The 14,425-nt window shown below is 32.6% G+C and carries 14 protein-coding genes; 13 read left to right on the forward strand and 1 reads right to left on the reverse strand.

Annotated features, from left to right (window positions below; genetic code table 11):
• The first annotated feature begins 24 nt into the window (after positions 1-24).
• From HOG88_RS11500 to HOG88_RS11545, 10 genes are all read left to right on the forward strand, one after another.
• Entirely contained in the window at positions 25-345 is a 321-nt protein-coding gene (locus HOG88_RS11500) for a hypothetical protein (protein ID WP_295006292.1), read from the forward strand.
• A 114-nt stretch (positions 346-459) separates the two neighbouring features.
• Positions 460-2,841 (forward strand): hypothetical protein, encoded by a 2,382-nt coding sequence (locus HOG88_RS11505; RefSeq protein ID WP_295006294.1) that lies wholly within the window; start codon positions 460-462, stop codon positions 2,839-2,841.
• A gap of 72 nt (positions 2,842-2,913) precedes the next feature.
• Positions 2,914-3,588, forward strand: coding sequence for a toxin-antitoxin system YwqK family antitoxin (locus HOG88_RS11510; RefSeq protein ID WP_295006296.1), 675 nt, complete (start codon positions 2,914-2,916; stop codon positions 3,586-3,588).
• 78 nt (positions 3,589-3,666) lie between these two features.
• Entirely contained in the window at positions 3,667-6,786 is a 3,120-nt protein-coding gene (gene ccsA / locus HOG88_RS11515) for a cytochrome c biogenesis protein (protein WP_295006298.1), read from the forward strand.
• A gap of 8 nt (positions 6,787-6,794) precedes the next feature.
• Positions 6,795-7,499 carry a DUF2461 domain-containing protein gene (locus tag HOG88_RS11520; protein ID WP_295006300.1) on the forward strand — a complete coding sequence of 235 codons (705 nt, stop codon included), beginning with the start codon at positions 6,795-6,797 and terminating at the stop codon, positions 7,497-7,499.
• A gap of 3 nt (positions 7,500-7,502) precedes the next feature.
• Entirely contained in the window at positions 7,503-8,456 is a 954-nt protein-coding gene (gene hemH, locus HOG88_RS11525) for a ferrochelatase (RefSeq protein WP_295006302.1), read from the forward strand.
• A complete protein-coding gene (locus tag HOG88_RS11530) occupies positions 8,456-9,088 on the forward strand; it encodes an HAD family hydrolase (RefSeq protein ID WP_295006304.1) in 633 nt (210 codons plus the stop codon). Before hemH ends, HOG88_RS11530 begins: the two co-directional genes overlap by 1 nt.
• 42 nt (positions 9,089-9,130) lie before the next feature.
• Entirely contained in the window at positions 9,131-10,381 is a 1,251-nt protein-coding gene (locus tag HOG88_RS11535) for a hypothetical protein (protein WP_295006306.1), read from the forward strand.
• 65 nt (positions 10,382-10,446) lie between these two features.
• Positions 10,447-10,578 carry a hypothetical protein gene (locus tag HOG88_RS11540; protein WP_295006308.1) on the forward strand — a complete coding sequence of 44 codons (132 nt, stop codon included), beginning with the start codon at positions 10,447-10,449 and terminating at the stop codon, positions 10,576-10,578.
• Between the two features lie 183 nt (positions 10,579-10,761).
• A complete protein-coding gene (locus HOG88_RS11545) occupies positions 10,762-12,471 on the forward strand; it encodes a helix-turn-helix domain-containing protein (RefSeq protein WP_367235201.1) in 1,710 nt (569 codons plus the stop codon).
• A 20-nt stretch (positions 12,472-12,491) separates the two neighbouring features.
• Here HOG88_RS11545 and HOG88_RS11550 read toward each other — a convergent pair whose 3' ends face one another.
• The gene (locus HOG88_RS11550; protein ID WP_295006311.1) at positions 12,492-13,181 is read right to left on the reverse strand and encodes a MerR family transcriptional regulator; all 690 of its coding nucleotides are present in this window, start codon (positions 13,179-13,181) and stop codon (positions 12,492-12,494) included.
• A 92-nt stretch (positions 13,182-13,273) separates the two neighbouring features.
• Between HOG88_RS11550 and HOG88_RS11555 the strand changes: the two genes are divergently transcribed.
• The 3 genes from HOG88_RS11555 to HOG88_RS11565 are packed head-to-tail and all read left to right on the forward strand — an operon-like array spanning position 13,274 to position 14,369.
• Entirely contained in the window at positions 13,274-13,483 is a 210-nt protein-coding gene (locus tag HOG88_RS11555) for a hypothetical protein (protein WP_295006313.1), read from the forward strand.
• A 19-nt stretch (positions 13,484-13,502) separates the two neighbouring features.
• Positions 13,503-13,931: a thioredoxin family protein gene (locus HOG88_RS11560; RefSeq protein ID WP_295006315.1), complete on the forward strand. Its 429-nt coding sequence runs from the start codon at positions 13,503-13,505 to the stop codon at positions 13,929-13,931.
• Complete coding sequence (locus HOG88_RS11565; protein WP_295006317.1) at positions 13,932-14,369, forward strand: hypothetical protein; 438 nt, start codon at positions 13,932-13,934, stop codon at positions 14,367-14,369. It abuts the gene before it with no gap.
• The last annotated feature ends 56 nt before the right edge of the window (positions 14,370-14,425 follow it).

Raw genomic sequence — 14,425 nt, forward strand, 5'->3', positions numbered from 1 at the left:
AATAAATAGATTTTATGGATTAATATGTTAATAACACACGAAAATGTAATACTATTATTAGATTATGTAAAAATAGATAGTTATAGTGTCATCTGCCATTTTAAATGTAATGAAACAAATAAAAGTGTTGTCTCAGCTGTTCCCTTTGAACCATTTGAAGGTAAATTAGAGTTTACATACAAAGAAGTCTTGCTACATCCAATAAAATCTTATAATAAATATTACCATACACCTATTACTATATATGGTAGTAGTACACAGGAAACTATTATTTTAAAAGCTTTTAAAAAGATTTCTCGACATTTCGTATGGGATGCAAAAAAAGAGATACTTATTCACAATTAGTAATTTATTCTCATTTACTATTCATTTGTTATCTATTTACTATTCGTTTAACCTTTATTTTATCAATAAGATGTAATACTCTCTACTTATATTAAATATAGGGAGAGATTAACTATGAAAAAGAATTTATTAGTTACATTAGCTGCATCAGTTGCATTTATGTCAGTAACTGCTACTACTGCTTTAGCATATGACAAGAACCCACCGTTTAAACTCAATAAGCTGAAAAAGTATACTGAGGTTAGTGCGAATGGAAAGAAAAGAACAGGGTATGAACCAAATAGTGATTATAATGTATTTATAAATTACGAACTAGGTATGCACTGTGTTGGTTTTTCAATGGATTATTGTTGTGTTATTCCACCATATAATTCTATCCAAGCACAAGCAATTTCTGGAGGAAAAAGTGGTAAGTTACCAAAACTTTTAACTCCAAATGATAACATCAAGCTTTACTACTACACTAAAGATAACTCTTATAGTGAAGGTAATAAAATGAAGTACTGGTCTGTACCTAAAGATACAGATGGTGATGGTCACTTTGATTCTCCAAATGACAATGTTGCAAACTATGTATGGAATCACCTTTTTATATATAAAGATTTAGAAGGTACTATACCTGCAGGAGCTACTGATAAAGATCGTTTACGTATTGGTAGAGATCTTCCTATTCGTGTAGATAGTGGTCCTTCTGGAATGCCTCTTTCTGGTGGTTACCTAGAATATGCTGGAAAGCATGGTGGTAACATAGTTATGACAGACACACTCGTTCCTCCTGTTAAAAATGTTAAACTCGTTTTAACTGCCTCACATCTTTGGGATGCACTTGGTCTTCCTTTAACTGCATTTAATGATTCTACAAGAAAAGGTACTATCCGTTCCGTAACAGAAAAAGACTTCCAACCTTTTCAGTACTCTACAGTTGAGATGCATGATGGTTCAGGTAAGGCTATAAAAAATGAGAAGGGACATGCAGTATCTTACTTTGGTACAAATCCTGTAGATATTCCTAACTGTTTTTCTTGTCACTCGAGAAATGGTAAAGCAGCACAAATGGCTAGAGAGGAAGGTCTTGATTTTTCTGATAGAGAGTATAAGTATTGGAAAGGTTATCCTGATGAGAGTGAGTATATGGCTAGACTTGCTGAGTCTTCTATAAATATTCTTTCACTTCATGATGCTCACCATGGAACTACATTTTTAAGTGATTATCAAGATAATGCTTCTGGTGGTAGACTTGGTAAAACTGGTTTAGTTAACTGTTCTGATTGTCATGGTGATAATGTTTCTGGTAACTTACAGACACCTCGTCCAACCGCAACTGGTTATAAGGCTGTTAAAGCAAAACCTTTAAGTGAAGCTATACATAACTTTCACCTTGCAATGGTTCCAATGCCTGATGGTGCTGGACGTTCACAAGCTTGTCAGTCTTGTCACCCAACACACTTCCAAAACTCTAACATGAATGATGATTCAAATCCATTCCGTGTTACAGATAGATACGGTGAAGGAAGATTTAGCAAAAGCGATATCAGAAAATCTGGTGGTGGTTGTTATGTAAGACGTGATGCTCACTCAAACCCAGATGCTAAACCACCATTTTTCTTAAATGATTATGGTAAATGGCAACTTAATGAAGTAGCACTTAAAGATGAACATGGAAAAGATGCTGGCGAGTTAAGAGGTTTATACTGTACTAACTGTCACACTAAAGTAGCTCAAGCTATGCAAAACTTTGACAATATTACTCATGATAGTACACAGACGGGTAAAACTTTAAGAAACAAAACTCTTAAAGAGATGATAAAAGAAATCTCTGGTGGAGATGCTGCGGCATTTGCAGCTATTGCAGACCCTAAAACTACTGGAAATAATGAAGTACTTAGCTACTATGCAGATCACAAATCAGCAACATTAGTTAAAAATGCTGGTAAAGATGGAGCGTTAGATCTTAAGCCATGGAATCACCCAACTGGTGGAGATGTTCCATATGCAGCGGCATCTGGTGGTAATGACTGGTGGTTATCAGCTTCTGAGCCTCACTGTGCGGATTGTCACTTAGCTCCATTTGTTGAGAGTGAAGCTGGTGGAAAGTATTTCCCTATAGATTTACCAAACAAGTACTCTCTATACAGATACTCAAAAGCTCACGGAGACATTGCTTGTCAATCTTGTCATGAGTCTACTCACGGATTATACTCTACTAGGTATGATGGTAAAGAGCGTTCAGTTGATGTAACAACACATGAACAAGCACTTCAATATTCTCCAGATGGTGAATATGCAGGTCCTGTAACATGTTCAGCTTGTCACACAGTAAATGATAAAGGTGTTCCTTTACAACTTGAAGGTACAGAGTATGAAAATGATTACTGGGCTTCAGTAACATTAGCACACTTTATGAGAAGTGGAGATCAAAAAATTGGTACGAAAGAACTAGTTAAAAAGTATCCATATTCTAAATCTGCAAACATCGTTACAAAAGGTTGGAAGTAGTACTTCCTTCTTTTTATCCCTCTTATGAGGGATAATTCTTCTTCAATAATTTAAAATTTCCAAGGAATTTTTATGAACCTATATATTAAATCTACTTTTTTTGTTTGTGCTATGAGTATATCATTGTCAGCCGAGCTTTATATAACATACTTTGATCATGGTGAGATTAAAGCCAAGACACATTATATTGATGGAACAAACACAGACTCTCTAGAGGGTACAAAGCATGGTTTACAAACAGTTTATTATGAGATGGGTAGGATTGCTTATTCTGTAAACTATATAAATGATAAACGCGATGGAAAACTCACTTGGCATGATAAAAAAGGGCATAAACTCTCAGATGTCTTTTATAAAAATGGAAAACTCGAAGGAATGGAAAGTTCTTATTTTATAGATGGTTCGCTAAAACACAGTGTTAATTATGTGAACGATAAGAAAGAAGGTGCTCAAAAAGAGTATTTTAACAACGGTATAGTAGCTTTAGTCGTTACATACAAAAATAACAAGAAAGAGGGATTTCAAAAAGAGTACAATGAAGATGGAACACTCTTTAGCAGTGTTAATTATAAAAACAATTATAAAGAAGGTGAGCAAAAGTGGTTTTCTAAAGATGGAAAAGTAATAAAAACACTTCTTTATAAGAATGATAGACCTATAAATGTGATGAAACAAGTACAAGTAAAACAAAAAGAATATAATATTTATGTTGATAGCATAGACTTCTCTCCACAAAACGTCGAATAGTACATTAAAATCACTATTTGATGCTCTTTATTATCTAAAATTAACTACAATTGCTCTTTATTAAAAAGGGTATATTCTATGAAACAAATTATTTCTATTCTTCGTTCAATGAAAACAATGGCAATGCTACTACTAATCTTTGCATTTTCAGTTGGTTATGCAACTATAGTTGAAAATGACTATGGAACAATGACAGCCAAATCTGAGATATATAATGCACTATGGTTTGAAGCATTACTTGGATTTTTAGCTTTCAACTTATCTTTAAATATAGTACATTACAAGATGTATACTCTTAAAAAAGCTCCTGTTTTTATTTTTCACATTGGTTTTTTAGTTATTCTTTTTGGTGCAACTGTTACCCGTTATGTTGGGTATGAAGGTTCTATGCATATCCGTGAAGGTTCTTCGTCTTCAACTATTGTCTCTGCTGATGCATACTATAGTGTCAATGCGAGTATAAATGATAAAACAGTAAACTATGATAAAGTAATTTATCTTTCTAAACGCAGTAAAAATGATGTTAGTACTTCATTAGAACTAGAAGGAAAAAAGATAGATGTAGAATTACTAGAGTATATTCCTGATGCTATTGAGAGTTTAGAAGCAGATGCAAATGGACATCCCATTGCAAAACTTATGATTACTACAAGTGGCAAAGGGAAACCTGTTGCTTTAGATATGGGTAACTACTTTGATGCTGGAAATTTCATTTTAGATTTTAAATCTGGTCTTACATTTGAGAAGCCTGTGATTTCAATGTATATGGAAGATGAGAAACTTTACATGAACCATGAAATGAAGTTAGAGTACTTTAGAATGGCTGACCGTGAAAAAGGAGAACTTCTTGCAAATACCAAAGAAATATTTAATCCAAGAATTCTTTATAGTACTGATTTAGGAAGCTTTGTTCTGCGTGAATTCATGCCTCTTGCAAGCAAAAAAATCATTACAAACCCAGAATCAAAAATGAATTCTATGGGTGTTGATGCTCTGCGTTTTAACGTGAGTGTTGATGGAGAGAGTGCAGAGAGTCTAGTCTTTGGTAGAAGCAAAGTTATAGGACAAGAAAAACACTTGATGCTCAATGGTGTAGATGTTCACCTTTCTTATGGAGCAAAAAATATAGAGATTCCATTTCGTATAAAACTACTTGATTTTCAACTCGACCGTTATCCTGGTTCAATGAGTCCTGCTTCTTATGCGAGTGAAGTAGAACTTATAGACAAAAAAAATGGAGTAAACATGCCATTTAGAATATATATGAATAATATTTTAGATTATCAGAATTTTAGATTCTTCCAAGCCTCTTATGATAGAGATGAGGGTGGAACTATTCTTTCTGTAAACAATGACCCAGGAACACTTCCATCATACATCGGTTATGCTCTCTTAGCTCTTGGAATGTTTTGGACGCTAATTAGTGGAAGAGGGAGATTTTCTAAACTATCAGAAAAAGCTAAAAAATCTAGTGCAGCGAAGGTTGTTCCAGCTCTTTTAGCATTAGGCTTACTTTTAAATCCTAATGCAGTTCATGCAGATATAGACCCTTCTATAAAAACAATCCTCGCGTTTGATAAAGAACATGCCCATGATTTTGGACAGCTTATCATTCAAGATACGCAAGGAAGAATGAAACCTATGGATACACTTGCAACAGAGATTCTTGCAAAGGTTTATAGAGGCTCATCACTCAAAGTTGGAGATAAGACTCTTACCCCAACACAGGTCGTTCTTGGAATGATGATACGTCCAGATATTTATAGAGATGTAAAAATGATACGTACCAAAGACGAGGCAATAAATAAGGCATTAGGTGCATCTACAGATGCAAAGTATGTTTCATTTTCTCAGTTTTTTATGGATCCTGTTGGTATGAGTGGATATAAACTCTCTGAACTTGTTGAAAACGCGACAAGAAAAGAACCAAAGTACAGAGATAAGCTTGATAAGTCAGTTCTTAAAATAGATGAAAAGCTTAATGTTTGTTATATGGTTTTTACGGGCTCTCTTTTAAAAATGTGGGCAAAACCACATGACCTTAATAACAAGTGGTTTGCAACTATAGAAGCTTTAAAAACTTTTTCACCTGAAAATAGCATGCAAGTACGAAATGTAGCTGTTGCATACTTTACTTCGGTTGATACAGCTCTAAGTAGTGGTGATTGGTCTGCTAGTGATAAAGCACTTGAAGATATAGCACACTATCAAAGTGCTTATGGCTCAGAAGTGTTTCCAAGTCAAAACAAAATAGATGCAGAAGTATTTTATAATAAAATAAATGTATTTGAAGAGTTGTGGCCACTTTACTTTGTAGTGGGTTTTTTACTTCTAATACTTAGTTTTACAAAAATAATATATCCTAAAATGGGTATGAATTTAATTACAAAGTCATCACTTATTTTACTTGTAGCTTTCTTTTTAGCACATACCGGAGGATTGGCTCTTAGATGGTATATCTCTGGTCATGCTCCTTGGAGTAATGGTTTTGAATCTATGACTTATATAGCTTGGGCAACAGTTTTAGCAGGATTTATTTTCTCTAAGCATTCTCCTATTACCTTAGCTGCAACTTCTATTTTAGCTGGTCTTATTTTATTTGTAGCACACCTTAGTTGGATGGACCCTCAAATAACAAACCTTGTACCTGTTTTAAACTCTTACTGGTTGAGTATTCATGTGAGTATGATTACAGCTAGTTACGGCTTCTTAGCACTTGGAGCACTTCTTGGTTTTATAACTATTTTACTATTTATAGTAAAAACAGATAAAAATGAGAAGCAGATTTCACTCTCTATAAAAGAGCTAAACGCCATCAATGAAATGAGTCTAATAGTTGGTCTAGTTTTACTAACTGTTGGAAACTTTTTAGGTGGCGTTTGGGCAAATGAGTCTTGGGGTAGATACTGGGGTTGGGACCCTAAAGAAACTTGGGCTCTTGTGACTATTTTAGTTTATGCTGTTGTTATACACTTAAGATTTATAAAGTCTTTATATAGTGAGTTTAACTTCAGTGTTATTTCACTTATGTCTTTTTCTTCAGTACTAATGACATACTTTGGTGTGAACTACTACCTAGCTGGTATGCACTCATATGCTAAAGGTGACCCGGTACCTATACCGGATTTTGTTCCGGTAACTTATGCTGTAATCTTTGTTGTTATAGCACTCGCGTTTAGAAACAGAAAGATAGTCTAGAAAATAGTATGGAATTTGAAGGTTTTGGCAAAGGCACGTTAGAATTTTTAACTTCTATAAAAAATAACAACAATAAAGAATGGTTTGAAGCTCACAAGCTAGAGTATGAAAAACTCATTCTTAATCCATCTCGTTCATTCGTTGTTGAAATGGGTGAACACCTCCAAGCCTTAGAACCCACTATAAACGCCATTCCAAAGATAAACAAGTCTCTTTATCGAATCTATAGAGACACTCGTAGAATGGGAGCTAACAAAGAGCCTATAAAACATAGAATCGGTGTTATTTTTTGGCAGGGAAATACAAAGAGAATGCAAAGCTCATCTTTTTATATGCATTTTTCACCTGACGAGCTTTACGTGGCAGTCGGTGTACGATGGTTTGAGAAGGCTATGCTTGATGCTTATAGAGAGTATATAAAAGATGATACTAAACGCAGGGAACTCTATGCTATACTTGAGAATATTAAATCAAAAGACAAAGGTTATACTCATCTGGAAAAAGGCTATAAACGCTACCCTAGAGGTTTCAGTAAAGAGATGACGCATTCAGATTTGAGTCTGTATAAAGGCATGGCAACATTTAAAATGCTTGAGCCAAGCTTAATTTATGATGGACAGACACTAGTTAATACACTCTATAAGATATATGAAGATATGCTTCCCTTGCAGAAATTTATGTATGAAGTTAGTTTGAGAATAAGAGAGGATTGAAAATTGGCTAAAGAAGCAGTAATACTACTCAATATGGGTGGACCAAATAATCTCAATGAAGTTGAGATGTTTTTAACAAACATGTTTAGTGATAAAAATATTTTAACTATGAAAAGTAACCTTCTAAGAAGCTTTATAGGTGGTATGATAACATTTTCTCGAACAGAATCTTCCCAAGAGATTTATAGAACAATTGGTGGTAAGTCACCTATAGTTGGTCATACGAAAAGTTTAGTGAAAAAACTCCAAAAAAGATTTGGAGAGAATGTTATTGTGGATTTTGCTATGAGATATACACCTCCTTTTGCAAATGAAGTGATAGATAGACTTAATAAGATTGAAGATCTTGAAAAAATAGTTCTTATTCCTATGTATCCTCAGTATTCAACAACTACCACTAAATCTTCTTTGGAAGATTTTGAAGAGTATTATCATGAAACTTGGGGAAGTGCTCTTGTTGTCGAAATAAAACATTATTTTGAAAATGAGTCTTATAACAAGTCGATTATCCAAAATATTAAAGATAGTGTTGGAGATTCTGATTATAGAGACTTCGACATTATTTTTTCAGCACATGGTTTACCTCAAAAGATAGTAGATGCAGGCGATGTATATGAAAAGCATATAAACAAACATGTCAACATACTTAAAAAGATGTTAGATACAGAGGGCATGAACTTTCATGAGTCCCATTTAGCTTACCAATCAAAAGTAGGGCCTCTGGCTTGGTTGAAACCATCTCTTGGGGAAAAGCTAGAAGTAGTGAGAAATAGAGGAATTATTATAGTTCCTATCGCATTTACGATAGATAACTCTGAGACAGTCTATGAACTTGACATAGAATACAGAGAAATTGCAGAAGAACTTGGTTTTAGAGACTATAGAGTTTGTAAGTGTCCAAATGATAGTGAGCTGTTTGTTGATGCTCTTTGTGAGATATATGAGAAGATAAAATAATGAAAAAAATAGTTATCTTTGACATGGACGGGACTTTAATTGACTCAAAAAAAGATATCACAATTTCTATAAACCATATACGTAGTACTCACTATAGCCTCGCTCCTTTAAGTGAAGAGTTTGTTGTCCAAGCTATAAATATGGAAGTTAGGAATCTACCAAAGCTTTTTTATGACACTGATGAGTACATGGAAAAAGATAGATTGTATTTTGAAGAGCATTATAAAGTTCAGTGTACTAAAAATCCTTATCTATATGATGGTATAGCTCATACACTTAACTCTCTTATCGATGCAGGTGTAAAACTCTCTGTTGCGACAAATGCTCCAACACCTTTTGCAAAACTAATGCTTAGTTCATTGGGAATAGCTGATATGTTTGATGTGATTATCGGTGCAGATAAAGTCAGCTCTTCAAAACCAAATCCTGAAATGATACATAACATACTTGATCATTACAAGTATGATAAAAGTTGCGATATCGCATGGATGGTAGGCGACAACTCAAAAGATATTTTAAGTGCTCAAAACGCAGAGATAAACTCACTTTTTGCTACATGGGGTTTTTCTCCTTTAAGTGAGTTTGAACAAGAGATAGATCATCCTACAAAAATACTAGAGGTAGTTTTATAACTTTTTATGATAAAATAAAATAAGTTAAATATGGAGAAGCAGATGTTTCAGAATGATGTATTAGTCGCATTTTTATTTATGGCCGTTTTATTCATAAGACAAGTTGTAATACTGAGACAACCAAACAAGTTAAATTATGCTCCTTTAATGCTTGGCATAGGTGCTATTAGCAGTGTTGTACATTTTATTACTCACCCCGATGTTAGTAATGCTGTACTACTTTTTCGTGAGTCTCTTTTTCCTCTTCTTGTTGCTCTTTTACTATATATTGTGATGAATATTTTACATCAAACACAAGAGTCGGAAAATTCAAAAACTCAAAATGAATTTACTAGAGTGTTAGTGAGTGAAATTTCGCAACTAAAAGAGTTCATACTTGATTTAGAGACACGAATGAGTATCACTCACAAAGAAGACATACTTGTGCAAGAAGAGATTCGCTCAAAGATTAAAGATGATATTCATACACTTGATACCATTCAAGGTAATCAAACGAAATTTTTTGATAAATTCAATGATATGGAGTCTTTTAATACTCAAGTTATAAGTGGGCTCAATACATTTACCCAAGAACAATTGCCAGAACTCAACAGTGTTGTACACAAGCATATTGATATACTCAGAGTGTCAGAACAAGATCACTATAACAAACTTACATCTATTCTTGATAGAGCCGTAAAGAGTAGAGGAGACATGTCTGAAGACATTGAATCCCTTAAGGATAATATTAATAGTATAAAAAATGTTTCAGAGGATATAGCAAATTCTATAGTACATAAGACTATGGATAAACTCTCCGGTGTCACAAAAGCATTTGAATCTCAGATGGTATTAGTTAAAACACATACAGAGGGTATTGAGACTTCACTAAGAGAAGGTGAAACAACACTCGATAATATACGAAATAAAAGTGAAATCATTATGAAACAGATGATACTTTCATCAAATAAGATGGATGACCTTTCTAAACAACATAGTGGTTTTAGTGATGTTTATGGCTCACTCGAAGCTCTTATTAAAGATGTTGAGTCTATAAAGTCTGACTATGTAAAGTCACAAGCACAACTCAGCACTATTGCACGAGAGTTTGAAGAGAGTCGTGATGATCAAGTGGCAATAATGAAAGTACGAATAGATGACCTAAGCGATATACTCTCAAATAAGATAGACGAATCTTTAGAAAAACTTCATGAACACTTTCATATAACAGATGGTGAGATAAGTCAAAGTGTCCAAATGCTAGCAAAACGTGCCCAACTGAAAAATGGCTATACTGAGTTAGATAAAAAGTAAAGAACGTACTTAAGTGTTTATATAAAAAGAGTGCAATAAGTTTATATAACAAAACTGGAGAAAATATGCCTAACAAAGAACATAAAATAGCAGAAGAAGAACGAGATTTAAAAGACAAAAAAGCAACAACAATAGTCTTTTCAGTAATGGCTGTAAGTTTAGCAGCTTGTTTTATATATATTATTAAATATGCTTAAACTTCTTTAATCATCTCTAGGAGTCTTTTTAAATACTCTATCGTGAAACTTATACCACTTACAGCGTTTCTTGTTTTTTATAGAGTAAATGTTGTAAGTAAACTTTCTACCACATTCTTGACACTTAAAAGTAGCACGGTTTTTAAACTTGTTATAATCACATTAATTAAAATAAGGACACTAATGCAAACTATAGCATTAAATATACTCAAAACTGGAAATAATGTTTTCATTACAGGTTCTGCGGGAACTGGAAAAACATACCTATTAAATAAGTATACATTTTATCTCAAATCAAGAAAAATAATTCCCACAATAGTTGCACCTACAGGTATAGCCGCATCACATCTACAAGGTCAAACTATACACTCCTTTTTTAGTCTTGGTATCCGCGATACAATTGATGATGATTATATAGATTCTTTACTAGAAAAGAAATACTTACAGACAAGGTTTGCTAAACTAAAGGTTCTAATAGTTGATGAAATTTCTATGGTATCTCCAGAGATGTTTACCGCAATGGATAGAATACTCAGAGCTTTTAAAGAAAATAATATCCCATTTGGTGGTGTTCAAACAATAGTCTCTGGGGATTTCTTCCAGCTTCCACCAATCTCGAGAATTCCAAAAGACAAACGCTTTGCTTGGCAGTCTCCCTCGTGGAAAGAATTACAATTAAAGACCTGTTACCTACAAGAGAAGTTTAGACAAGATGATAATGTTCTCATAAGTATTTTAGATGAGATTAGAAGTGGGAGTGTCTCTAGTAACTCTTATGAGGTATTAAACACGAGACATCATAAAGACCTTGGACTTGATTTTACTCCAACGAAACTTTACACTCATAATGTAGATGTAGACAGAATTAATAGCGATGAGTTAAGCAAGTTAACTAACCCTTCTCATTCATTTAAATATAAATCAGAAGGCACAGCCAAAAATGTAGAAAAGATATTTAAATCTTCACTAGTTTTAGAAGAAATGAGTCTGAAAAAAGATGCTGTTGTGATGTTTATAAAAAATAACCATGAGCTAGGCTATGTTAATGGTACTACAGGTGTCGTAGTGGACTTTGATAAGCAAACACATCTCCCAGTCGTAAAAACATCGTATGGGGCTTTAATTAGAGTTACTTTAGAAGACTGGACTATAGAAAATGATAGTTCAAATATAGTTGCTAAAGTCTCACAAATCCCACTAAAACTTGCATGGGCGATAACCATACATAAATCTCAAGGGATGACACTTGATTCTGCCGAAATAGATCTCTCTAAAACCTTTGAAGTAGGGCAAGGTTATGTTGCACTTTCTCGTATTAAAAACATAGATGGACTGCGTTTAATGGGTCTTAATGACATGGCACTGACTGTTGATCCACTTATATTACACATTGATGATAGAATAAAAGCAGCTTCACAAAAAGCGAGTGATGAGATATCTCTACTCTCGTCCCAAAACCTTGAAGAAATATTTGAGTCCTACATTTTAAGTATAGATGGAATTACTGATAGTGGTGAAATTAAAGAACAAGAAGCAATTTTAAAGTCTGAGAAAAGGACAGCGATAAAGAGTGTTACTCCTACTCATATCCAAACAAAAGAGTTGATTGATAGTTCTAGTTCTATTATAGAGTTAGCTACTAACAGAGGAGTGAGTAAAGGGACTATCATTAATCATCTCCGTATTTTAAAAGAACAAGACTCAGAGTTGAATTTAGATAAATTTATGCCGGATGCAAATACTTGCACACTTATAAACGATGCAGTAAAACAGATAAAAGAAAGAGATAATAAAGATGATTTTAGTGAAGATGGAAAACTTCGCTTGAAACCAATCTTTGAACTTTTAGATTCTAAAATTGAGTATGATGATATACGGATAGCACTCCTGTAACGGGTAAGGAAGTCGCTATTTTAATCAGATATATTTTTTATGCGAACATCATCTTGGAGTGCTTTTAATAACTTTTTATAAGTATGTCTATTAAAAATATATTCTTTTACATTAAATAAAGTTTCGAACATTATTTTCCATAATGTAGAAAAATTTTCATCAGTTCTAGAAGCACATAGTTTTATTTGCATCATATGCTCAAGCTCAGATAGTACTTTTGCATGTTCTACATAGGATTTGATAATTTCGTATTCGATTCCAACATCGTTAAAATTTAATATCAGTTTTATAATAGAATACTCTTTTAATGTAAACTTATTATTTACCGGAAGTATAATTTCATCTTTTAAAAGTTTGTCCAAAAGATTTACATCAACATTAAAAACTTCAATAAATTCTTTTTTACTGTATAAAATTGTATCTTTTGGTATAGCACTTAAAGTATTCATTAATGGTTCTAGCATACCAAAAGAGCTAGAAAGAGATTTGTTTTTATTTTCTAAGGCATGTTTTATTTGTTCATTTGTACTACCAATTTCTTCTTTCATATATTTAATGTACTTAATGAGTTCCACATGTTCATCATTATATCTATGAACATTAGATTTTATTTTTTTGGCCTCGGGTAATAAACCTTCTCTAATATAATATAAAATTGTTGATTTAGACATGTTGGTAAGTATTACTAATTCTGATATTTTATATTCCAAATGATTATCTCTCTTAAAGTTGATATAAGAATTATACCCTATAATTTTAAACGTTAAGTTGAACTTGACGTTTTTAAACTAGAAGGAACAAAATGCAACAAATACTGATAATAATTAAAAATATAATAACTAAACCAATAATCATATTATGGAATATATTTTCTCTATTTTTCGGGTTTCCATATGAAAAACAATGTGATAAACTTGAATTAGAAAAATATGATAAAGATATTCGAGGCCCAGATAATGAAAAACCAAAATATACTGTATATAGAGCTAATAAAGTTAGTAATGAAGTCTAAAATTATATAAAGGAGTACAATGAAAAGTTTATTATTAATAGTGGCAATCTGTTTTAATATGTATGCAGCAAATATAGATGAATTTGCGAATGAAACAGGGTTTCAAAGAGATTTTAAAGTAGCAATAGAAAAAGCCAAAGAAGCGAACAAACCTTTAATGATGGTTTTAAGTGCCGACTTCTGTCCTTGGTGTAGAAAATTTGAAAGAAAAACTTTAAATAGTAATCTTATTAAAACTATACTAGACAAGGATATTATCACTTTAGTTGTAGATAAAAAGTTTGATAAAGATTCTTTTCCTGATGAGTTTCAAACGAGTATGACTCCTCGAGTATTCTTTATAAATCCATATAGTGAAAAAAGTTTTTTTCAAACTGCTGGTTATATAAAAAAATCAGACTTTAAGAAAAAAATAGAAGATATGCAAAATATTTCTAAAGGAAAATAAATGAGATATTTAATTATACTATTATTCATAAATAGCCTATACGGTGTAGGATTTTGGACATTAACAAACGTAACAAAAGCAAATATTTATATTGCAAATAAAGTTGTATATCTCAAACCAGAAACAATACAAAGTATTACACATAAAGTCAAAACTACACTTGAAAAAAATAATATCAAGACAGGTCTTCAAGATAGTCCAACTCTCATTATTTCAATTGAAGAAATAGAAGAAGAAGAAACACATTATGTATACATAAAATTTGATTTAGGTGAAGAAGTGAAAACCTATAGAAAAGACAGTACTCAAACATATGCACTTACTTATACATCTTCTGAATTTATTGATGTTGATACCTCAGAATTAGATGCAGACATAATGGAAAGTATAGACTCTCTCTTATCTCAGTTTATTGAACAATATAAAGATGACATTTAAATAACCCTTGGATATGAGTAAGTAGTATTTTTTTTGTATAATACAAAAAAATATAC

This window comes from Sulfurimonas sp. (genome assembly GCF_018698455.1).
GTDB lineage: Bacteria > Campylobacterota > Campylobacteria > Campylobacterales > Sulfurimonadaceae > Sulfurimonas.

Excerpts from the sequence above, each read along its gene's own strand:
- HOG88_RS11505 (WP_295006294.1), top strand. The coding sequence starts at position 460 with ATGAAAAAGAATTTATTAGTTACATTAGCTGCATCAGTTGCATTTATG.
- HOG88_RS11540 (WP_295006308.1), top strand. The coding sequence starts at position 10,447 with ATGCCTAACAAAGAACATAAAATAGCAGAAGAAGAACGAGATTTAAAA.
- HOG88_RS11565 (WP_295006317.1), top strand. The coding sequence starts at position 13,932 with ATGAGATATTTAATTATACTATTATTCATAAATAGCCTATACGGTGTA.
- HOG88_RS11535 (WP_295006306.1), top strand. The coding sequence starts at position 9,131 with ATGTTTCAGAATGATGTATTAGTCGCATTTTTATTTATGGCCGTTTTA.
- HOG88_RS11500 (WP_295006292.1), top strand. The coding sequence starts at position 25 with ATGTTAATAACACACGAAAATGTAATACTATTATTAGATTATGTAAAA.
- HOG88_RS11560 (WP_295006315.1), top strand. The coding sequence starts at position 13,503 with ATGAAAAGTTTATTATTAATAGTGGCAATCTGTTTTAATATGTATGCA.
- HOG88_RS11510 (WP_295006296.1), top strand. The coding sequence starts at position 2,914 with ATGAACCTATATATTAAATCTACTTTTTTTGTTTGTGCTATGAGTATA.
- HOG88_RS11545 (WP_367235201.1), top strand. The coding sequence starts at position 10,762 with ATGCAAACTATAGCATTAAATATACTCAAAACTGGAAATAATGTTTTC.
- HOG88_RS11530 (WP_295006304.1), top strand. The coding sequence starts at position 8,456 with ATGAAAAAAATAGTTATCTTTGACATGGACGGGACTTTAATTGACTCA.
- HOG88_RS11555 (WP_295006313.1), top strand. The coding sequence starts at position 13,274 with ATGCAACAAATACTGATAATAATTAAAAATATAATAACTAAACCAATA.
- ccsA (WP_295006298.1), top strand. The coding sequence starts at position 3,667 with ATGAAACAAATTATTTCTATTCTTCGTTCAATGAAAACAATGGCAATG.
- HOG88_RS11520 (WP_295006300.1), top strand. The coding sequence starts at position 6,795 with ATGGAATTTGAAGGTTTTGGCAAAGGCACGTTAGAATTTTTAACTTCT.